The 20,714-nt window shown below is 62.0% G+C and carries 21 protein-coding genes and 1 pseudogene; 17 read left to right on the top strand and 5 right to left on the bottom strand.

Annotated features, from left to right (window positions below; all coding sequences use genetic code 11):
• Positions 1-339: 339 nt before the first annotated feature.
• Entirely contained in the window at positions 340-780 is a 441-nt protein-coding gene (locus tag AC0L20_RS36675; protein WP_247398534.1) for a hypothetical protein, read from the top strand.
• A gap of 795 nt (positions 781-1,575) precedes the next feature.
• Here the strand turns inward: AC0L20_RS36675 and AC0L20_RS36670 are convergent.
• The gene (locus AC0L20_RS36670) at positions 1,576-1,956 is read right to left on the bottom strand and encodes a hypothetical protein (protein WP_473295222.1); all 381 of its coding nucleotides are present in this window, start codon (positions 1,954-1,956) and stop codon (positions 1,576-1,578) included.
• Between the two features lie 53 nt (positions 1,957-2,009).
• Complete coding sequence (locus tag AC0L20_RS36665) at positions 2,010-2,231, bottom strand: hypothetical protein (RefSeq protein ID WP_368507426.1); 222 nt, start codon at positions 2,229-2,231, stop codon at positions 2,010-2,012.
• 518 nt (positions 2,232-2,749) lie between these two features.
• Here AC0L20_RS36665 and AC0L20_RS36660 point away from each other — a divergent pair.
• The 10 genes from AC0L20_RS36660 (at position 2,750) to AC0L20_RS36615 (ending at position 13,566) form a co-directional block, all read left to right on the top strand.
• Positions 2,750-5,218 carry a 3-keto-alpha-glucoside-1,2-lyase-like domain-containing protein gene (locus tag AC0L20_RS36660; protein ID WP_473295221.1) on the top strand — a complete coding sequence of 823 codons (2,469 nt, stop codon included), beginning with the start codon at positions 2,750-2,752 and terminating at the stop codon, positions 5,216-5,218.
• A gap of 47 nt (positions 5,219-5,265) precedes the next feature.
• Positions 5,266-7,089, top strand: coding sequence for an alpha-amylase family glycosyl hydrolase (locus tag AC0L20_RS36655; RefSeq protein WP_473295220.1), 1,824 nt, complete (start codon positions 5,266-5,268; stop codon positions 7,087-7,089).
• 416 nt (positions 7,090-7,505) lie between these two features.
• Positions 7,506-8,246, top strand: a complete 741-nt coding sequence (locus AC0L20_RS36650) for a FadR/GntR family transcriptional regulator (RefSeq protein ID WP_368507423.1) — start codon at positions 7,506-7,508, stop codon at positions 8,244-8,246.
• A 31-nt stretch (positions 8,247-8,277) separates the two neighbouring features.
• On the top strand, positions 8,278-9,177 hold the full coding sequence (locus AC0L20_RS36645; protein ID WP_473295219.1) for an NAD(P)-dependent oxidoreductase: 900 nt from the start codon (positions 8,278-8,280) through the stop codon (positions 9,175-9,177).
• Between the two features lie 10 nt (positions 9,178-9,187).
• On the top strand, positions 9,188-9,871 hold the full coding sequence (locus AC0L20_RS36640; RefSeq protein ID WP_368507422.1) for an amino acid ABC transporter permease: 684 nt from the start codon (positions 9,188-9,190) through the stop codon (positions 9,869-9,871).
• 7 nt (positions 9,872-9,878) lie between these two features.
• Positions 9,879-10,547 carry an amino acid ABC transporter permease gene (locus AC0L20_RS36635; RefSeq protein WP_354211472.1) on the top strand — a complete coding sequence of 223 codons (669 nt, stop codon included), beginning with the start codon at positions 9,879-9,881 and terminating at the stop codon, positions 10,545-10,547.
• 2 nt (positions 10,548-10,549) lie between these two features.
• Positions 10,550-11,308, top strand: coding sequence for an amino acid ABC transporter ATP-binding protein (locus tag AC0L20_RS36630; protein WP_204512705.1), 759 nt, complete (start codon positions 10,550-10,552; stop codon positions 11,306-11,308).
• Between the two features lie 16 nt (positions 11,309-11,324).
• Entirely contained in the window at positions 11,325-12,119 is a 795-nt protein-coding gene (locus AC0L20_RS36625) for a transporter substrate-binding domain-containing protein (RefSeq protein ID WP_473295218.1), read from the top strand.
• A 66-nt stretch (positions 12,120-12,185) separates the two neighbouring features.
• Complete coding sequence (gene rpiB, locus AC0L20_RS36620; protein WP_368507419.1) at positions 12,186-12,632, top strand: ribose 5-phosphate isomerase B; 447 nt, start codon at positions 12,186-12,188, stop codon at positions 12,630-12,632.
• A gap of 13 nt (positions 12,633-12,645) precedes the next feature.
• Positions 12,646-13,566: a ribokinase gene (locus AC0L20_RS36615; RefSeq protein ID WP_473295217.1), complete on the top strand. Its 921-nt coding sequence runs from the start codon at positions 12,646-12,648 to the stop codon at positions 13,564-13,566.
• Positions 13,567-14,248: 682 nt separating this feature from the next.
• Here AC0L20_RS36615 and AC0L20_RS36610 read toward each other — a convergent pair.
• A complete protein-coding gene (locus tag AC0L20_RS36610; RefSeq protein ID WP_473249108.1) occupies positions 14,249-14,665 on the bottom strand; it encodes a hypothetical protein in 417 nt (138 codons plus the stop codon).
• Positions 14,666-14,994: 329 nt separating this feature from the next.
• Between AC0L20_RS36610 and AC0L20_RS36605 the strand changes: the two genes are divergently transcribed.
• The 4 genes from AC0L20_RS36605 (at position 14,995) to AC0L20_RS36590 (ending at position 17,598) form a co-directional block, all read left to right on the top strand.
• Positions 14,995-15,204, top strand: coding sequence for a hypothetical protein (locus tag AC0L20_RS36605; RefSeq protein WP_204512971.1), 210 nt, complete (start codon positions 14,995-14,997; stop codon positions 15,202-15,204).
• A gap of 131 nt (positions 15,205-15,335) precedes the next feature.
• Positions 15,336-16,376: a glycosyltransferase family 4 protein gene (locus tag AC0L20_RS36600; protein WP_473295216.1), complete on the top strand. Its 1,041-nt coding sequence runs from the start codon at positions 15,336-15,338 to the stop codon at positions 16,374-16,376.
• A gap of 260 nt (positions 16,377-16,636) precedes the next feature.
• Positions 16,637-17,080 (top strand): low affinity iron permease family protein, encoded by a 444-nt coding sequence (locus AC0L20_RS36595; protein ID WP_456766533.1) that lies wholly within the window; start codon positions 16,637-16,639, stop codon positions 17,078-17,080.
• Positions 17,081-17,082: 2 nt separating this feature from the next.
• A complete protein-coding gene (locus AC0L20_RS36590; RefSeq protein ID WP_473295215.1) occupies positions 17,083-17,598 on the top strand; it encodes a DUF1003 domain-containing protein in 516 nt (171 codons plus the stop codon).
• A gap of 106 nt (positions 17,599-17,704) precedes the next feature.
• On the opposite strand, the gene AC0L20_RS36585 is transcribed toward AC0L20_RS36590, so the two are convergent.
• The gene (locus tag AC0L20_RS36585; RefSeq protein ID WP_473295214.1) at positions 17,705-19,069 is read right to left on the bottom strand and encodes a carbohydrate porin; all 1,365 of its coding nucleotides are present in this window, start codon (positions 19,067-19,069) and stop codon (positions 17,705-17,707) included.
• A gap of 214 nt (positions 19,070-19,283) precedes the next feature.
• Here AC0L20_RS36585 and AC0L20_RS36580 point away from each other — a divergent pair, with 214 nt between their 5' ends.
• Together AC0L20_RS36580 and AC0L20_RS36575 are read left to right on the top strand one after the other, a co-directional pair.
• Positions 19,284-19,484, top strand: a complete 201-nt coding sequence (locus AC0L20_RS36580; RefSeq protein WP_473295213.1) for a hypothetical protein — start codon at positions 19,284-19,286, stop codon at positions 19,482-19,484.
• A 15-nt stretch (positions 19,485-19,499) separates the two neighbouring features.
• Positions 19,500-19,922 carry a hypothetical protein gene (locus AC0L20_RS36575; RefSeq protein ID WP_473249103.1) on the top strand — a complete coding sequence of 141 codons (423 nt, stop codon included), beginning with the start codon at positions 19,500-19,502 and terminating at the stop codon, positions 19,920-19,922.
• A 376-nt stretch (positions 19,923-20,298) separates the two neighbouring features.
• Here AC0L20_RS36575 and AC0L20_RS36570 read toward each other — a convergent pair.
• Positions 20,299-20,714, bottom strand: a pseudogene (locus tag AC0L20_RS36570) (DNA topoisomerase IB); the annotation flags it as partial.

The following is a 20,714-nucleotide window of genomic DNA, read 5'->3' as shown; positions in this document are numbered from 1 at the left end:
AGCGCCGGCAACGCGCGAAAAGAGGAGGACGGGACCCGAACCCGCGCGGCATCGCCAGCCGCTACCGCTCCGGCGGCCCTGACCACGCCCAGCACCCCGCATTTGAATGGAGGGCCCGTTTCCGCCGACGAGAGCAACTGTCGTTTCAAACCGGAAGCGTTTAGCTCCGCGCTGCAATATCGGCGGAGAGCGGCTCCTTCCGCCGGCCTTGTGCTGAAGGGACGCTTCCTTGCTTCCTTGCCGCCTTGCCACCTTGCACCGCATCTTAAAAAAGGTGCGGCCTTAGCAGAAACAATCCGTCGCTCGCTCGGTTGAGGAGAATTGCCACGAGGATATGACATGCGTAAGTCAGCTTCAGCGACCGTTCTGTTCCTCTCCTCTTTCCTAGTCTCCGGCTTCGCCCTTGCTCAACAACCCGAGACTGCACCCGGCTCGAACGAGACCCAGACGACTCCTGTTCAGCCGGACCGTACGCCGCAGCAGTCCGATCAGGCGCGCGAGAGGGAGCGTAAGGCCGCTGAAGATACCCGCGTTAAGCGTGACTGGACAACACAGCGCGATGAGGATCGCACGGGTATGGACCGCATGCGTCAGCAGCATATGGGACGTATGATGGAAGATATGGACCATCGCACCACGGGCGGCAATTGGCGGACGCAGCGCGATGATGAAGATATGGACCGTCGCTCGCGATTCCGCGATGAGGATCGGCCGCGTCGCCGCGTCAAAATCTGCTTTGAATATGAAAACGGCGACGAATTTTGTCGTTACCGCGAGTGAGTTGAACGGACGCGCTGTTCTCACGTAGCGGTCGCCGCTCCAGTGTCGGGTTGCGTCCTGGTCAGTTGCGAGGTCCCTTGAGGATGTTACGCATCCCGTTCTCACCCCAGCCTTGGCTCCGCTGGAGTGGCCGTGCCTCGCGGCTCTAAGGGGGTCAATGTAGATGCTTCCATGAGAACCGCTGATCTCGCAGCTCCCTTCGTGATCAGTTGTGGAACGCGCATCCAATTCGAGCCGAGCTCGACAGCTCCTTCTCCGAGCGCCGGATCGTCGCCTGCGTGCCGATTGGAGCACTAGACTACCGCGATCGCGGTCATCTGCTCGGCCTTGAACCGGCAGCCGATCGGTCATCCTGCGAATGCTGCCTTCTCGGCCCCCGAGGTAGTTCCCGCGCCCCTCTGTAAGGGACTTCTCGCGACGCGTGAGGTTCTGGAGCAGTGTGTGCCTACATTGTATCTTTGGGGCCTCTGTGACGTCGCGGTAGGGCCATGGGGTTCATGCGTCACACCAGGTCACCAACAACAAGGCCGCGACTGAGCCAGAGGTATTTCACCTCGCGCCGGTGAGCTTGGCCATCCTCGATGCGGATCTGAGATATGTTTGTTGCGACCACCTCCTGGCAGAGATGTGCGGAACGCCAGTGTTTGGCATCGAATGTCCGGCTTGGGTCAAGGCGGCTGTCGGCCCCTGAGTGGGACGACTTCCACTCTACCTATCGCTCCAGGCCTACCGCTGCGGTTTGCCAGCGGCGATGGGCAACACGCGACGCCACCGACGCGCGACGCAACGCCGCCGCTACCGAAGCGGGCGGGACCGGCTGAACAAGAAACGGCTGGGAGTGAACTTTCGGGCTACTGCGAGCGCGCTGCCCTCGCACGTTTCGAGCGCGATCTTCTGGGCCAGCATGACGTCTCCAATCGGAAGGTCGCCAACGGGCAGGAAACACAAGCCGATCCTTGGACGGCCGTTTTCGCCGACCTCGCAGACATTCGCAGCCGCTCCCGCATAGATTCTGTAGCGGTTGCCCGTGTCGCCACCGATTACCTCGAAATAACCCTTCTCCGCGAATTGCCGCCGTTGGACAGGCGAGAGGTAATGCCGCAGCAGCAGCAGCGCGCGTCCTTCCGGAGTGCTCTCGGCGCCGTGTCTAATGAACAGCGCCTTTGCAGCCCTCATCCGTGAGCGTTCATCCGGCCGCGACGGCCTGAACAGCCACACGGCTCAGCAATTCAGCCGCCGACCAGCCGGGGGAAGAAAAGAGTTTCTTCCGCCGTGGGGTCGAACGATCGGATCTGCGACACCTGACCTGAACCGGTCCGGACCGCAGCGGTGAAGCCGACGTTCGTCAGCTCGCGGAACCGCTGCTCCGCCTTGGCTAATTCTCGTGCATCGTCCGAGTCGAAGAAGTGACGGCTGTCGCCGGTACTGTCCATCACGGTCTGGATCGGCATGCGGATCCCTCCTTGTTGATCATGACAGAATATTGTTGAAGCTCCGCAGTTCCTCGATCGCACCAAAGCTACTAGCTTTCGCGCCTCGCAACCTAGGCTTCGGTATGGTTGTACGCAGATGGCCCGCAAGCCGGGGCGCAGCTTTTTGGACTTCGGCGAACAGCATCAGCCCGCCACAGCGTCACCGGATATGGCCATTGGTCGAAAGTTGGTCCGCATCCTTCAAGGTGATCGAAATGGCAAAGCCGAATGCCGCAACCAGTTCGGTGGCTCGCGACGTAGTAGCGGAGCAGGGCTGGGGGCGTGGACGGCATCCAGCAGCTTGCGCGAAGTTCGGCGGAGCTTCAGCGTTTCTGACTCAACAGGTTCCGGGCTCTTGTGCGAGGATTTGGAACTTGGCGGCCTAAGAGGCCGTCGTCAGTGAAAGAAGAGCAATCTGTGAATTAGCTCATTTAAGGTTGAAGGAAGCCGTGTCTTAACACTCAGGCGAGTCCGAGGATTGCACCAGGAGACGGGCAATGCCAATCACTACGGAAACGACCTCGTTCACCAAAGACATTCAAGGCCGCTATCTCTGCAACAATCTCGCGGAAGTTGATGCCTGGAAATCCGCAGGCGGGCGTCCGTTCGATTTCATCATCGTGGGAGGCGGGACGTTCGGTTCTGCGATGGCTGAGCATTTGTGGTTCCGCCAGAAACAAACGGGTGGCGGATTGAGGACGCTGGTCGTCGATGCCGGGATGTTCACCGTCCCTGAGCATGTTCAGAACACGGGGATCCAAGGGTTTGCCGATCCGGCTAATCCGTTCCTTTTGAACGAAAGCCTGCCGCAGCCGGAGCCCCCACGCAACGAGGTCTGGGGAATTCCATGGAAGTCGACTATTCCCTTCAAAGGACTAGCGTACACGCTCGGGGGCAGATCGCTCTATTGGGGCGGTTGGTCGCCTCGTCTGCTGGACGAGGAGATGTTGGGTTGGCCCGCAAACACCGTAGTCGATCTGAACAGCCGCTATTTCGATGAGAGTTCTCGCCAGATCGGTGTCGACGAGGCGAACGACTTCATTTTCGGCGAATTGCAGAATGCGCTGCGTCGCCGGCTCTTCGACAGTTTGTCGAGCGTGCCCGGAGCGTTCGCGCTCGACGCGCTCCCGCCATCTCCGCTGCTGAAGTCGGGCGCCGACCCCGCACAGTTGCTTGGCCTGTCGTCGAGCGGCGGACTTTCGCAAAACGACCTCCTAAACCTGCTGAAGCTGGAAGCGCCGCTGGCTGTGCAGGCGCGCCCGCCACACGCGGGGTTCTTCCCGCTGAACAAGTTCAGCGTCGTTCCGCTGCTGATGAAGGCGGCTCGGACTGCGGCGAGCGACTCCAACGGCAATGATTCGGTCAAGGAATTCATGGTGCTGCCCGACACGCATGTGCTGACGCTGCGCAGCGTCCCCACCGCGGCAGGGACCTGGCGCATCTCAGGCATCGACACTAGTCGAGGTCCGATAGATCTGGCACCCGGTGGTGCCGTTGTCATCGCGCTCGGCACGATCGAGAACGCGCGGCTGGCTCTCGCATCGTTCGATGCCACCGGACTTCCGACCCTGTCGCTCATCGGCAAGAATCTGATTGCGCACCTTCGCTCGAACCTTGTCATCCGCGTGCCGCGGTCGGCGATTTCCGGGCTTTCGCCGGCGGTGAACGAGCTGCAGACTGCGGCCCTGTTCGTGAAGGGACGGGCAACGCGCCCGAATGGTGATCTGATCGGCCACTTCCACCTTCAGATCTCCGCGAGCGGCGGCGGCAGCACCAGCGGCGCCGAGGACGAGCTCTACCGCAAGGTGCCCGACGTCGACTTTTTCGATCAGCTGAAGACCTCGACCGACACGCATGTCGCAATTGCAATCAGAGGGCTCGGAGAGATGGAGCCCGCCGATCCGGCCAATCCCGCCGCTCATCCAGGCCGCGTCGATCTGAGCTCGCGGACAGACGAATACGGCGTTCGTCGTGCATCGGTTGCGCTGACACCGACGCAGCGCGATCAGGATCTCTGGGCCGTCATGGATGCGGCGATGCAAAAGGTCGCCGCCGTCTTGGCCAACGGTCAGCCCATGCAGGTGCTCCAGAGCAACCAGGACGGGCTCGGGACGACCCATCATGAAGCCGGGACACTTTGGATGGGCACCGATCCGACCACGAGCGTCACGGACGGCAACGGACGCTTCCATCACACCGAGAACCTGTATGCGGCCGGCCCGGCGCTCTTCCCGAGCATCGGTTCGCCCAACCCGATGCTGACCGGGATAGCGCTCTCGCGCCGCACCGGCGACCTGATCATGACGCCTCCTGCCTTCGCGGCCGAGGCGGGTTTCGAGACGCTGTTCGATGGCACCTCTCTCGGGGACTGGACAATGTCGATGATCAGCAACCAGCCCGGCCGGGACGACCCTGGCTCGTTCCGGGTCCGGCGCGGGGTTCTCGAGGCACGAACGGGGACCGATCTGGGGCTGCTCTGGCTGAAGCGCCGGACGCCGCCTCGCTATGTTTTGCGGCTGCAATGGATGATGACGGCGCCGGACGACAATTCGGGCGTCTTCATCGGCTTCCCCGACCCTCGAAACGAAGGCTACGACAACACGGCCTATGTCGGCGTCAACTTCGGCTTCGAAATTCAGATCGACGAATTGGCCCGTCCAGACAATGCGCCGATCCACAGGACGGGGGCAGTCTACGCCTTCAAGGGGCCAACCGACGGTCCATTGACCGTCCATCCGGTCGGAGAATGGAACAACTATGAGATCACCGTCGATGGGGCCGACATCACGGTCGCGCTGAACGGGCAGGCGGTAAACATTTTCCATTTCGCCGGCGATCCGCAGTCTCCGCGCCGCGGCCTGCCGTCCACCGCGCAAGACCCGCGCTTCGTCGGCCTGCAAACGCATACGGGCCGCGTGTTCTTTCGCAACATTCAGTGGAAGTCGTTGGAAGGCGCTGTGGCATGAACTTGATGCCACTCGGATCGTTGGGCGCCGTCGAAGCACGCGGCACCATGACGTTCGGATTCTGGCTCCCTTGGGTGTCGGCGGCTGATGGCAACGTCGTCACCGTTAAGATCATCCATGAGGCAGATCAGTTTCTTCAGGCATTTCCGGCTCGGGAATTTCAGCTCACACACAGTTTTCGTCCGCCGTATGGGGACTTCTGGTCGGTCGCGGTGCCAATCGCCGGCACGCCGCCTGCAGTCCCGGGCTCAGCCTGGGGCAATCCGGGCCGCTACGTCTATCGCTACACGATCACGAACCCGAGCGTAGGCACGCTCGACTGGATCATCGACCCCTTCGCGCGCGAGTTCGGTGTCGGCAAGCAATCCGCCTTCACCCTGGGCTATGAGCCCTACGTCTGGAGTGCCGGCGAGGCGCAATGGCGTACGCCCGCGCTGGCCGACCTGATCCTCTATGAGGTGAACATCGCCGAGTTCGGCAACGACCTCGACCGCGCTCGCGAGCTCGTTGCCTACCTCGCCGACCTCGGGATCAACGCCATCGAGATCATGCCGCTGTCCAACGTCGGAAACTCTGTGGACTGGGGCTATCTGCCGATCGGCTATTTTGGTGTCGACGAGCGGTTCGGCAAGCGGTCGGATTTCCAGCAGCTAGTCGACATCTGCCACCAGCACGGGATCGCGGTGATCGTGGACGTCGTCTATGGCCATACGGGCGTGGATTTCCCGTACTACGACGCCTACACGCGGCTGCGGTACCGCGATAATCCGTTCATGGGGCCGTTTGCCAAGGACTACTTCAGCAACTTCGGCAAGAGCACGGATTTCAATCGGGCGATCACGCGGGACTTCTTTTACACGGCAAATCACCATTGGTTGGAGGTCTATCACGTCGACGGCTTCCGTTACGACTGCGTCCCGAACTATTGGGACGGGCCGATGGGCGTGGGCTATGCGAGCCTGGTCTATGAGACGCACCAGCTGACCAAGGCGAACATCGCGGCAGGTCGCCCGTACTGGAGCCGCTTCGACGGAGCGGCCGGCAGGCCGCTGACTCTCGTGCAGATGGCCGAACAGCTCGAAGCTCCGGAGGACGTGCTGCGCTCGACCTATTCCAACTGCACGTGGCAGAACGGCACCTATGGCGCGGCACGCGCGGTGGCCCAGGGGGATCGCGGCCGGCTCGCCGACCTCGGCCTGCAGCTTGGCCTCTTCGGCTACCCCGACCGGGAGACCGTCAACGGCGACGACATCCCCAAGACCGCGCTCCAGTACATCGAGAATCACGATCACGAGCGCTTTCTGTGCAATTTCGGCACCTCCAACCCCGACGAAGCCGGCAATCCGCTGTTCGCCGAGGGAGACCGGGCACGCTGGTACATGCTGCAGCCCTATTTGATCAGCCTGCTGATGAGCAAAGGAATTCCGATGCTTTGGCAAGGCGAGGAATTCGCCGAAAACTACTTTCTGCCCGATTTCGGAATGGGCCGCGTCTCGCTGCTGCGGCCCATGCGCTGGGATTTCTTCTACGATGATTCAGGACGGCCCACCCTAAGCCTGGTGCGTAAGCTGCTGCGGATCCGGCGGCACCGCGACCACATTCGTCAGGGCACGTATTTCTTCTTCAATGACTGGGACCGATATCAGCAGTTCGGAGTGCTTCTTTTCGCCCGCTACGACCGTGGTCGCTACACCTTGATCGCCGTGAATTTTGGAGAGACTGACCGGACCGTCCCGTTCTGGTTTCCGATGGCCGGGGATTACGTCGAAGAGCTGCATGGCGGCGCTCTCGACCTGAGGAACGTGCCTTCGCTTCAGCAAGTAGATCTAAATATCCCGCCGCATTATGGACGGATCTGGACGCTGACGTAGGCGCGGGGACTATCCTGAAGACATCGCCAACACACCGCTCGATCAAGAGCCCTCCCGAGGTTTGTCGAGGATCTGGACAACACGAAGATCTGTCAATTTCCAAAAAACGATCCTCTTGCCAAGTGGGGGAGGCTTTCTCCATTCCACAATCCAACAAGTTGTGGGTCGGACTCGAAACGGCCGAAGAAGGGATTTGGTTCGGTGCCTTCCGCATGCTGCCCGGTCTCAGCCGTCCAGCACAACGGAAGGAGGCGCGTTTCCAAGCCACGCCTGATTCCGGGGCCGCGCGCTACACGGCCCCACCTCGACCGACTTGCACTGAAACCGGAATCCACGGATAGCCCCACATCAAAAGAGTTGACGAGGTCAGCTTGTCGTCATACTGGTCTGACCAAGATCAGACCAGCGAGATCGGGATGGAGCTTAAGCGCGCGGTCGAAGCCGAAAAAGGGTTTGAGAAGGTGTTTGCCTTCCTGCGCGAACGCCTGCTCGCGGGCTCGCTCAGGCCGGGCGACCGCCTGGTCTCGGAACGCGAGCTCGCCACCCTGCTTGGCGTTAGCCGGCCGATCGTCCGCGAGGCGCTGCGTGCCCTTACGGTGCTCGGCATCGTTGAGATCCGCGACCGCATCGGCACTGTGGTGGCCCGGCCGGACGTCTCGGTACTGAACGACTTCTTCACCTTCGCCCTTGCCCACCAGGCAGACATGCTTGACGACGTCATGCAGGCGCGCGTCGCGATCGAATGCCAGGCGATCCGCCTCGCCTGCGAGCGCGCCAACATTGCCGATTTCGAACGGCTGCAGCGTGCACTGGCGAAAATTGGGGACACCATCGACGAGTCCGATGCCGGCGGCATGGCCGACTTCGAATTCCATCGCGCAATCGTCGTGGCCTCGCATTCGGAGACGCTGACCGTCCTGCACGGGTCGCTGGCGGGTCTGTTGACGCATTCGCATCGCAGCCGCCGCAAGCTGGTGCAGGCCTTCCCGTCGATGAAGACGTACCTCATCGACGACCACCGGCGCATATTCGACGCGATCATCGCGCGCGACCCTGAGCGAGCGGATGCGACACTGCGCAAGCATTTTGCCATTGGCGACGAATACCGCAGGAGGGCCGTCGTCGGCGACATCGACAAGACCAGCGCCTCGCGCTGATCGCGGACCAACCTAGAAACGGACGAATAGCATGGGACGGAACGACAAGGGCAGCGTCGGCTTCATCGGAGTCGGTACGATGGGCCTGGAGATGGTGCGCAACCTTCTGAAGGCGGGGCACGCGGTGCACGCGTTCGACCTCAACGAGGCCGCCTTAGCCGACATCGTCCAGGAAGGCGCGACCCGGGCCAAGAACCCGGCCGATGCTGCGCAAGGCGCCGACATCGTCATCACCATGCTGCCCGACACGCCCCATGTCGAGGCGACTGTTTACAGTGAGCATGGGCTGCTGAAGTCGCCGCCCCCCTGCAAGCTGATCGTCGACATGAGCACGATCTCGCCGGTCGCGGTCCGCCGCATCCATGCCGACCTGCAAAAAATTGGCGTCAGCTTCATCGACGCGCCGGTCTCGGGTGGGCCGTTGGGCGCCAAGAACGCCGCACTCTCGATCATGGCCGGCGGTGATGCGAACGCCTTCGCGCAGGCCGAGCCGTTCTTCCGCGCGATGGGCACCACCATCACGCATGTCGGCGCGTCCGGCGCCGGGCAGACCGTCAAACTCTGCAATCAGCTGATCTGCGGCATCAACATCCAGGCCATCTGCGAGGCGCTCGCGCTCGGGCGCGCTTCGGGCCTCGATCTCAATTTGCTGCGCCGAGTGCTGCTCGGAGGCTCCGCCGCCTCCTGGATGCTCGACAAGCTCGGCCCCGCGATGATCGCCGGTGATGTCTCCGCCGGCTTCCGGATCGATCTCCAGCTGAAGGACCTCCGCCTCGTGCAGGAGCACGCGCAGGCGCTGAGCGTGCCGCTGCCGGGCACGGCGCTCGTCACCAGCCAATATGTGGACGCGCGCGCGCATGGCGAAGGCAACAATGGCAACCAGGCGCTTTTCCGCGTCTATGACCGCATGACCAACCAGACCACCGGCTGAACCTGACACAATGAGCCTCCAACTCGACTTCCCCGCAGTGCTGGAGCGTTGGCCGAGCTTTCTCGCCGGCGCCGCGCTGACGCTGGAGTTGGCGGTTTTTGCGACCGTGCTCGGCGCCCTGTTCGGCACGCTTGCAGCCGTCGGCCGCGGCTCGCACAGCGCGCTGATCGCCGGCACCTGCAAGGTCTACGTCGAATCGATCCGCAACACGCCCCTGCTGGTGCAGATCTTCCTGGTCTATTTCGGCCTCGCCAGCCTGGGACTGAAACTCTCGGCCTTTACCGTGGCGGTGGCCGCGCTGACCATCAATGTCGGCGCCTACACCGCCGAGATCATGCGCGCCGGCTTCGAGGCGGTTCCACGCGGACAAATCGAGGCCGCCGAAGGACTGGCGCTGTCACGCCTCCAGATCTACTGGCACATCATCCTGCTGCCGGCGATCGAGAAGGTCTATCCAGCGCTGACCAGCCAGTTCGTGCTGTTGATGCTGGCCTCCTCGGTCTGCTCGCAGATCTCCGCCGAAGAGCTCACCGCCGTCGCCAACTACATTCAGTCGGACACCTATCGCGCGTTCGAGACCTACATCATCGTCGCCGTGCTCTACATTATCCTGTCGCTGGTGATGCGCGCGGGCTTCTGGGGCCTCGGCCTCGTGCTGTTCCCGCGCCGTCGCCGGCTCGGCACACCGTTGTGAGATGACCATGGGCGGACATCTCAACATTAACCATTTGATGTTCCTCGGCCAGGGCGCGCTGTGGACCATTGGTCTATCCGTGATCGCGCTGATCGGCGGCAGCATCGTGGGCTTCGTGATTGCGCTGGCACGCATCTCGCCGCTCAAATCGGTGCGGATCGCCAGCGGCGTCTATGTCCAGCTCATCCAGGGCACGCCGCTGCTGGTCATCCTCTTCCTGGGCTATTTCGGCCTCGCCGCAATCGGCCTCAAGGTCTCATCGCTCACGGCCGCCGGCGCCTCGCTGACACTCTATGTCGCCGCTTATCTCGGCGAGATCTGGCGTGGCTGCATCCAGTCCGTGCCGAAGCCGCAATGGGAGGCTGCCGAAGGCCTGGCACTGAGCCGGACCCAGCGCATGATGAAGGTGATCCTGCCGCAGGCGATCCGCATCGCGACGCCGCCTACCGTCGGCTTCATGGTGCAGATCATCAAGAACACCTCGCTCGCTTCCGTCGTCGGCTTCGTCGAGCTGATGCGCTCGGGCCAGATCGTCAACAACTCGCTTTTCGAGCCGTTCGTCATCTACGCCATCATCGCGGTCGCCTATTTTACCATGTGCTATCCCCTGTCGTTGTTCAGCCAGAAGCTGGAACGTCGCATGGGGCGTGGCAAGTTTCACCTTGCACCGGCCTGAACATGCAGCAGAACGCCTCCGCCTCCGAACCGATTGTGTTGCTCCGCGACGTGCAGAAGAGCTTTGGCTCGCTGCGGGTGCTCGATGGTGTCAGTTTTGCCGTCGAGCGCGGCGAGGTGCTGGCGCTGATCGGCCGCTCCGGCTCCGGCAAGAGCACGGCGCTGCGCTGCATCGACCGCTTCGAGAAGGTCGACGGCGGCGAGATCGTCGTCTGCGGACATCGGGTCGACCGTCCCGACGTCGACCTGCGCGCGCTGCGCCAGGACGTCGGCATCGTGTTCCAGAGCTACAATTTGTTTCCGCATCTCACGATCGAGCAGAACATCACGCTGGCGCCCTGTGCCGTCAAGGGCATGACAGCGTCGCAGGCCAAAGACCTTGCGCGAAAAGTGCTGGCGCAGGTCGGGCTCGAGGAGAAGCTTCACGCCTACCCGGAGCAGCTTTCCGGCGGCCAGCAGCAGCGCGCCGCCATCGCCCGCTCGCTCGCCATGCAGCCGAAAGTGATGCTGTTCGACGAGGTCACGTCCGCGCTCGATCCGGAGCTCACCGGCGAAGTGCTGAAGGTGATCGAGCAGCTGGCGGCTGATGGCATGACCATGGTGATGGTCACCCACGAGATGGGCTTTGCCAAAGGCATCGCCGACCGGATCGTCTTCATGCATCGCGGCAAGGTTCACGAAACCGGACCTGCCTCGATCCTGACGTCGCCGACGACCCCCGAACTCACGCAATTCGTGGGCACGGGCAACTTAAAATCATAATAGGGAGGAACTAGGAATGACCAACAAGACATTGCTGGGAGCTGCCGCCGCGCTGTGTGGCCTCGTCATGATGGCGGCGACGCCGGCATCGGCCGACTTGCTCGACGATATCACGCAGGCCAAGAAGATCCGCATCTCGACCGACCTCGCCATCCCGCCTTCGGGCATGATGGACTCGAGCATGAAGCCGACCGGCTCCGACGTCGAAGTCGCGCAGCTGCTCGCCAAGGACTGGGGGCTCGAGCTCGAGTTCATCCAGACCACCGGGGCAACCCGTATCCCGAACGTCCTGACCGGCAAGGCCGACATCATCATTTCGACGCTCTCGGTGACGCCGGATCGCGCCAAGGTGATCGATTTCACCAAGCGTTATGCGACGCTGCAATCCGACGTCGGCTGCCTGAAATCATCGACGGTCAAGGACTGGCCTGACCTCAAGGACAAGTCGATCGGCGTCTCGCGCGGCACCACGCAGGACACGACCCTGTCCAACATGAAGGACAAGGACCTCAAGATCTCCCGTTACGATGACGACGCCACCATGGTCACGGCGGCTGTGTCCGGTCAGGTCGACTGCGTCGCCTCGTCCGCGACCATCATCAACCAGATCGGCGTGAAGAACCCCTCGCGCGTGTTCGAGTCCCGGATTCCGCTGGCGACCTTCGACCTCGCCATCGGACTGAAGAAGGGGGAGCCGCGCCTGATGGACAAGCTCAACACCTGGATCACCGAGAACGTCAAGAACGGCAAGCTCAACGCGATCTACAAGAAATTCCACGGCGTCGAGCTGCCGCCGGATATGCGTAGCTAAGACCGGAAACAATCGTGGCAGCCGCGCGCGGCTGCCACGCCCATGCAAAATCAAGAAGGGCATCACATGCGTCTCGTCATCGGATCCGACCACGCCGGCTGGCCGCTCAAGCAAACCGTCATCGACCACATCCGCAGCCTCGGGCATGACGTCGTCGACGTCGGCTCCTATGACGACAAGCCGGTGGATTTCCCCGACATCGCCCGCGCCGTGGCTCAGAAGGTGACCTCGGGCGAAGCCACGCGTGGCATCATGGTCTGCGGCACCGGCGTCGGCGCCTCGATCGCCGCCAACAAGATGAAGGGCATTCGCGCCGCGGTCTGCCACGACATCCATTCAGCCCATCAGAGCGTTGAGCATGACGACGTCAACGTCATGTGCATCGGCGCGCAGATCGTCGGCGCGTGGCTGGCCGTCGATCTCGTCTCGTCCTATCTCTCGGCCGAGTTCTCCACCGACGAGGATTTCCGCCGCCGCGTGGAGAAGCTGCGAGTCTTGGACGAGCAAGGCTGACGGTTTCTCCGCCATGATCCTAGTGTTCGGATCGCTTAACATCGATCTGGTCGCCCATGTCCCGGTCATTCCGGGCCCCGGCCGCACCGTGCTCGCGCCCTCCTATCGAACCCATTTCGGCGGCAAGGGCGCCAATCAGGCCGTGGCTGCCGCGCGCATTGCCGGGTCGGGACGCGTCCGAATGGCGGGCCGTATCGGACGCGACGGATTCGGCGACAGAGCGGTAGAGAATCTCCGAGCAAACGGCGTCGACACGGATCTCGTCGTCAGATCGGACCAGCCGACCGGCTGTGCCTTCATCACCGTCGATCAGACCGGTGAAAATGCAATCACGGTGGCAAGCGGCGCCAACATGACCGCGAGCGCCGATGACCTCCCCATCGCGCTATTCGGCCGTGACACAATCCTGGTGCTTCAAATGGAAGTGCCTTTCGCAGAAGCGCTGGCGGCCGCACGCAAGACGAAATCCGTGTCCGGTACTGTCATCTGGAATCTCGCACCCGTGCCGGAGTTGATGACCCGCGAGATGGTGGTCGAGCTTCTCTCGGTGACCGATTATCTCCTCGTCAACGAGCATGAGGCTCTGGATGCAGCCAGGGCCATCGGCTTCGCCCCGTCGCCGGATTACGACGCCGCAGCCGCCGAACTTGCCAGGGCCGGTGACCTCAACTGCATCGTAACCGCTGGCGCGCTAGGCGCACTCGCCTTCACCGCCGATGGCAAGCGTCTCCGCGCGCCTGCTCCCTGCATCACCCCCATCGACACAACCGGGGCCGGCGATGCCTTCGTCGGCGCCTTCGCGTCTATGGTAAGTGAGATAGTGCCGTTGCAAAAGTCTTTGGAAATTGGATGCGAGGCTGCCGCATTAAATTGCCTTAAAGAGGGCGCGCAGGACGGAATGCCGGTCAGAGGTGCGGTAAACTCGATCGCCTGACCATCAGAGATCGTTCACGCACGATGGCTGGCAGCAGGATTCTTGGCTTGCGGGGGATCGCCTTCGCCGACGAGAGCACCTGTCGTTTGAAGCCGTTCTGAACAAGGGGCCGTTGAGAACACACGGCGTCCAGATTTCGGTCAGCTCGATATCGCCATGGGTCCGAGCTAGATGATCGTCCCGACGGCATTCGTTCGCGGTCCAGACCAGCAGATGTTCTCGCCCAGCCCCCGCCGCACTCTCGGAGCCAGCTTCAATCAGGGACGAGAATAGCTCGGATGGGATCAGGTGGATTTGGTGCAGATTGAGGAGGGAGGCTGGCGACGGCTCGATAGCGTTGCCGGACGAACGCGCCGGCTTGGACGTTGCCTTTGACGCGATCTGATCCGGCGACGGCTTGCTGATGTGGTGGTCGAGATCGTGGCTACAGCCAATCCTTTCGCTAGGCCAACAGATCCTGTGTCGACGGCATCAGGCGGCCCGGGCGAGCAATCACCGCTCCCGAGCGGAATGGCGAAGGACTCCGAAACAAGCCCACGAGCAGGGCCTTAAGCTAGGGGAAGTGGGACGCCCGTCAGCCGCCCTTGGTCGACACGAACCCTTTCTCGGCGAGTGGTGGTAAGCGCTTGACCGAGGAAAAGCCGCGCCCTCGACGAGCGCGGCTTGTTGCTGTCGGGGCCTGTCACCAGCGGTGATGGTGCCAGCGGTGCCGCACGACCGGATATGATCCGCGGTAATAGGCGTAAGCAGGCCGCACGGCTCGGCGGTACCGGTAGCCGTAAGACACGGGCGCTGTGTAGTAGGTCGTGGTGGCGTAACCACCACCCCAGCGATAGGGCTCGTCGTAGCCGTAGTCGTAGGCGTAGGGTCCGCTGTAATAGCCCGCTCCATAATAGCGGGGGCCACCGTAGTAGCCGTAGCCAGGTCCCCATCCATAAGCCGACGAGGCAAGTCCACCGATTACGGCGCCGGCCAACAGACCGCCGGCGATGCCCGGTCCCCAGCCACCTCGCCAGTGGGCTTCGGCAGGAGAGGTGGTGGCCACCGAGGACAGACCAAGAGCGCCGACCATCAGCGCCGACATCGCGATCTTCTTCATCGAGATTCCTTTCACATTGCTCGCGCCCTACCGATAACGGGAAAAAGAGGCAATGGTTGCAGCCGCCCGGGCGGCGCGGGCAATGGAATCCTCGCCGCCGGAGACGGCGCGCGATGCGCCAGTACGGAGCCCGCCGCCGTGACCGCTACGGCCGCCCCGCTTGCATCCAGAAGGTCCGGCCGAAGCCAACGCCTGCAGCTCGGTCGGACCGCGCGAAAGAGCCGAGCAAAGGCTCCTTCTCGAGCGGCTAAGCCAGCGGGAATAACCGGAAACTTTCCGGAGTGCCTTGAGTTGGGAGCGACTGGGTTCGGTCTCCGGAGGGAGTGAGTATGGTCGACGAAGTCGTCTTGAAGAACGCCATGGAGACCGCCTGGACGGTGTACCGGGCGCAGCACCCCGAGGTCGATCCGCACGACAGCCGGCGCTGCCTGCTGGAGCGCCACCTCCACAGCAGGTCGGAAGCGCGAGAGAGCGATACCGAAGAACTCGCTGGCTTCGGGATAGCCTATCTGCAGCGGCTTCCTCGAGACGAATGTTGACGGCCATGAAGACGCTTGCAGCGCGAGTGGCCCGCGGAAGCACGAGGCCTGATTGGACGCTGCTCGCGATTTCGGCCCTCATTTCCGCGACGATCGTGACTGTCCTGCGGTTCGTGTTCGGAGCCTAGCCGATGCGGATTGCGCAGCTTGCTCCGTTGGCCGAGAGCGTACCTCCAAAGCTTTACGGCGGCACTGAGCGTGTGATCGCCTGGCTCGTGGACGAACTGGTCGAACTCGGACACGACGTCACCCTGTTCGCCAGCGGGGATTCCAAGACGAAGGGAAAGCTCCACGGCGTGTGGCCGCGCGCGCTGCGCCTGGGGCGGAAGGGTGCCGATCCGAATGCCGCCTGCGCGCTTCTGATCGAGGCCATCGCCGAGCGCGCAGGCGACTTCGACGTGATCCACTCCCACATCGACTGGTTGCCCCTTCCGGTGCTGAGCCGAACCGGCGTGCCTTTTCTGACCACGATGCACGGCAGGCTAGACCTTCCTTGTCTGCCCGAGGTAATCGGCATCTTTGCAGACGCTCCATTCGTCTCCATTTCCGCCGACCAGCCTCGGCCACTTCCGGAGGCGAACTGGATCGCGACGATCCAGCACGGACTGCCGAAGGATCTGTTTCGGCCGTCCTACGAACCGGGTTCCTACCTGGCCTTTCTGGGGAGGCTGACGGCTGACAAGGGACCGGAGGACGCCATACGCATCGCGCGCGCGGCGCGAATGCCGCTGCGAATTGCCGCCAAGATTCCTCGGTCGGAGACGGCCTACTTCAAGAACAAGCTCGAGCCGAACATCGATGGCCAGACGGTTCAACTCGTCGGCGAGGTCGACGACGCGAAGAAGCAGCCTTTCCTCGCAGACGCAGCGGGCCTGCTATTTCCGATCGATTGGCCCGAGCCGTTCGGTCTGGTGATGATCGAGGCGATGGCGTGCGGGACGCCCGTGATCGCTTATCGATCAGGGTCGGTGCCTGAAGTTGTGGAGGACGGCGTCACCGGCTTCATCGTCGACGGTCAGGAGCAGGCGATCAGGGCGGTGAAAGAACTGGGCCGACTGGACAGACGAGTGGTCCGCGCCCGGTTCGAAGAGCGCTTCGCCGCAAGCCGGATGGCGCATGAATACGAGACCCGATATCGCAACCTGATCGCTCGTGGAGGACGCTGCGGGTGAGAGATCCGCGGCTGGCTTGTGGCACTGGCGTGAATGGAATCCTTGGCCATGCCGTTTTCGAATCAGGAGCAAGTTGAATTCTAGAGTTGAGGTCGGCATCCGAACGGGCGTGGCTTGGACGTACTCTGCGATCGCTCTCAATACGTGCTCTCGGGAGCTCCCGCGCAAAGCATGCCTCGGTTTGCTGCCAATGTATGTCGGTTCCTGACGCGGAACTTTCGCCCCGAAACAACATTGTGGTTGGTGGCAAAGGCTGAGTCATGAAAAACGAACCATCCCGGATCTCAAAATTCTTCGGTGATTTGGCTAACAAGACCTCGCTTGCGGCTGGGCGCGCCTCGACCTTCCTGTTAGCTGCGGGTGTGGTGGTCGTGTGGGGCATAAGCGGCCCGCTCTTCCAGTTCTCGGACACTTGGCAGTTGGTCATTAATACTGGGACCACAATCGTAACTTTCCTTATGGTATTTCTGATTCAGAACTCGCAAAACCGTGACAGCGCCGCCATTCAGGTAAAGCTGGACGAACTCATTCGCGTGAGTGCGGCGCGCAATAGTCTCGTGGGAATTGAGCACCTCACAGACGATGAGATTGAGGAGCTTCGCTCAAAATGTGAAGCGCGTGCCAAGGCCGAAAAAGCCGGAGATGAGACACTCGACCGGACCCGACAGTCAGCGCGGCGAGCCGCCGAGCAGATCGCCAGCTGACGATGTCAACGCCGACATCATCGAAAAGACCGGTAGAAAATATCGACGCCATCCTGCGGCTTGAAAAGCAGGATGAGGAAAAGATCGCTCTTCATCATCGTGTTTTTCATGCAATCGGATCGTTTGCGGGCACTCCGCAGTTCGTGGTGCTGCAGTGCGGGGCGGTGGTGTGTTGGATTGCCTTCGGCCGGGTATTCCCCGATCGCGCGCTTGATCCATTCCCGTTCCCGCTGCTCGGGACATTCCTCGCGCTGGAGGCGGTACTTCTCACCTCCTGTGTCCTCATTCGCCAAAATGCGACCGACCGCATTTTGGAGAAGCGAGATCGTCTAGAACTTCAGATTAATCTGCTCTCTGAACGGGAGGCGACGCGGTCTTTGAGAATATTGCAGAAGCTTGCCAGGCGGCTGAATGTCGATGACGAGGATTGCCAACAAGACGAATTGGCGCAGGAGACGTCTGTTGATCAACTTGCCCGAGGCTTGCGCGAGCGCGAGCAGGCTGAAAAGGCTCAATGAGATGTCCGCCCGGAGGACGACATGGGGGGCGCTCTGATGCCACCTGCGCCATCGTGTTCATCTGCACGAGCTCTTCCTGAGCAGAGTCCGTGCGATGCGCGCGGTGCTAGAATTTGAGCGTCGTCCTGAGGCCGAATACCGACGCATTTTTGAGGGCCTTGCCGGCGAATGGCGTCGCCTGCCCGGTGGCGCCCCCGCCCGGGTGGATGATGTATTGGAAGTTTGGCTGCAACGACCAGCCCTCCTTTATCTGGTATTGGTAGACCGTCGTCAGCAACCCCTCGAAGTTTCGCGAGGGCCAGTTGGGATTCACCAGCATGCGGTAGTCGGCGTCGAGCGCCTGCGCCCGTTTGGACAGATGGGCATAGCCCGCGGCGATCCCGAACTTGTCATCGGGCCGGCCATCACGAAGCCCAATGAACTCGACGCCGGCATCAGCGTAGAGATCGATCAGGTTGCGATCAGCGGGCGCGCCGGCGGCCCTTGCGAACACACCGATCCCGCGATTGTCGCTGTGAGGCACGCGGTAGATCTGTTGCTCGAAGACCGCCCAACCACCGATGTCTCCTGCGAGCAATAGCGGCTCGCCGCTGCTACCGGGAGCGGCGAGCGAGCTGCCGTTCGACGCGAGCTGTTGATCCGCGAAAGAGCCAAAGTGCCGCCAGCCGCCGAACTTGATCTGGCCGGTCAGGTTGGGATCGCCCTTCTTGTTGTTCCAGGCGTACTGGATCTGACCCAGTAACAACGGCGGATCGTTGACGCGGAAATTCACGCCGTAGCGATTGCGCTCCTGCGGGTCGCCCGATCCGGGGCCGGCTTGGTCGCCGTCGAAGATCCCGCCCAGAACGGAAAGCTGGTCGGTCACGTTGACCAGTAGCCTTGCGCCCATAGCCGCCAAAGGTGGCGAAGGTCCGCCGCTGGGAAGATCAAGCGACGTGATCGCGGGCCAACCCATTGAGGCGTTGGTGAACACGTCTGTATATCTGGTGTTGAAGAATTCGCTGTCGGCGGCGAGCTGACCCACTTTCAGCGAGATCCTCTTCGCGCCCCACTGCTTCTCGAAATACGCTTCGTAGAGACGCGTTGAGGGAAGGGCCTCGATTCCGCTGACGACGAAGAAGTTCTGAAGATTGCTCCGGGACAGGCCGTCGCCATGGATCTGGAACATGTTGGCGTGAAAAGTGAGTTTGTCGATGCCGACGAGCTTCTGCAGATCGACATCCACTGCGAGGTTGAGACGGCCTTCGTAGATAGCTCCCTGTTTCAGGCCGCCGGAAGCGTTACCAAACGCCTCGCCTATGTAAGTGGCCGCGAACTTCACGCCGTACTTCTGCAGCGGATTGGGCAGAATGCCGAGCGTCTTTTCCTCCACGGTGCTCTCACCCGTGTCCGGATCGGCCGGCTTGTCGTCGTCGGTCTTCTTATCCTCCTGGGCCGCGGCGCCGGCTGCCAGGAGGATGACTACCGACATCGAAAGAACGACCTGCCTATAGACTCGGTGGGGTCTCGACACGCGACTTCCTGATCTCGAAGATGGCCTTACGAATTGCCTGATCTTGCAAGGCAAGTCCACCGTGGAGGCAATTTCCAAAAGGTCGGTCAGACCAGCTGGCCTATCGCAATCATTTTTGAATCGCGGCACGCGAAATGTTGGCTATGATAGGTTTTCCCTTCTGGGGGCATTCATGTTCGATCCGTCAACTAGTGCGCTATTGCGCGCGGTCTTAAACGAAGTTTCCGAGAGCGTTTCGCACCGCGAGATTGGAGTGCGTACCCATGTCGCCTCAAAGATACTGGAGGCTGCTACCAAAGGTGAGGTATCACTAGACGAACTCAGGCAGGTAGGCCGTGATGCCCTTTCGCGTGCACCCACGATGTGGCGCTGATCGGTCGAGGCGGGCGTGAATTTCCAGGTCACGGTGCTGAAGATCCTGGTGAGCTATCCGGACGGCTTCGCCGTCATGGAAGACCTCAAGCGCGACATGGCCATCCTGGCGACCAGTGGCCGCGAGTGGGCGAATCGGACCAAGCGCCTCGCCGCGCGGGTACCCGATCTCGATATCTTTTCTCAAGGCTTAGTCGAACGCATCAGCGGGGGCTGGAAGATTACGGCAAAGGGTCGGGCAGTGCTTGAATTCATGGAAGCCCGCCCGGAGGCATCCGAGCCGGCCCAACAGGCCGCAGCCGATGAGGCTCCCAAATTGGTATCCGACACAGCGCCCGTTCCTCCGCTGCGACAGCCCGCCGACCGTGCCAAGCGGCGGCGCGAACGCCGTGAACGTCGTCGGGAGGCGCGCGAACACGCGAGAGCAAACACCTCTTGAGGTAGATCGAAGTCCAAGAAGAAGCCGCAGCCTAGGCGCGGCGGCTGAAATAGTCCCAAACTGTCCATTACGCCTCCCCAGCCCCAAGCGCACCGCCCTTACGTTGCTTGCGGCCAGGCCGATGCGACCTAAGAACGGTTTTGCTTCGGGTATCGGGACGGGGACTTGTGCACGGGTCCATCTACCCAGCCGGCAGAGCCGCGAATGGCAAGGACGGAAGCGGAACCGAACGGTAAACGACCGTCCCGCCGGCCCGCACCACGCCCAGCATCCCGGCTTTGAATGGAAGGCCCCTTTTTGCCGACGAGAGCCCCAGCCGAGGTGTGCCTGGAGACATCGAGGAGGACGCAGGCGTCCGGAGACCGGGTAGGCCCGGCTAGGCGGGCTCCGTCAGAGAATCGAGACGTTTCCGGAGAAATGCCAGCACCACGATCTCGTCGGAAGTGAGCTTGGCGTACTGGCGCTTGAACTTCTGCGCGATCTTGGTCTCAATCATCTTCACGAGGTCACCTGACAGGTAGGCGTTCAGGACTTCCGGGTGCACGTAGCACTTGCGGCAGATGGCCGGTGTGTTGCCGAGCTGCTTCGAGACGCTTTCGATCGCGGTGACGACGTTGCGCTTCGCCTCGGCCTGGCTGTCGTACTTCTTGAATTCGGCAAGCGCCAACGCCGCCAGAACGGTTCCCGCCCAAGTCCGAAAATCCTTGGCGCTGAGGTCCTCGCCCGTGATGTCCTTGATGTAGGCGTTGACGTCGCCGGAATCGACGGTGCGGGGCTGTCCGTCGTCGTCCA

The organism is Bradyrhizobium sp. Kon58 (assembly GCF_055807455.1).
This window is presented reverse-complemented; position numbering and strand designations above follow the sequence as displayed.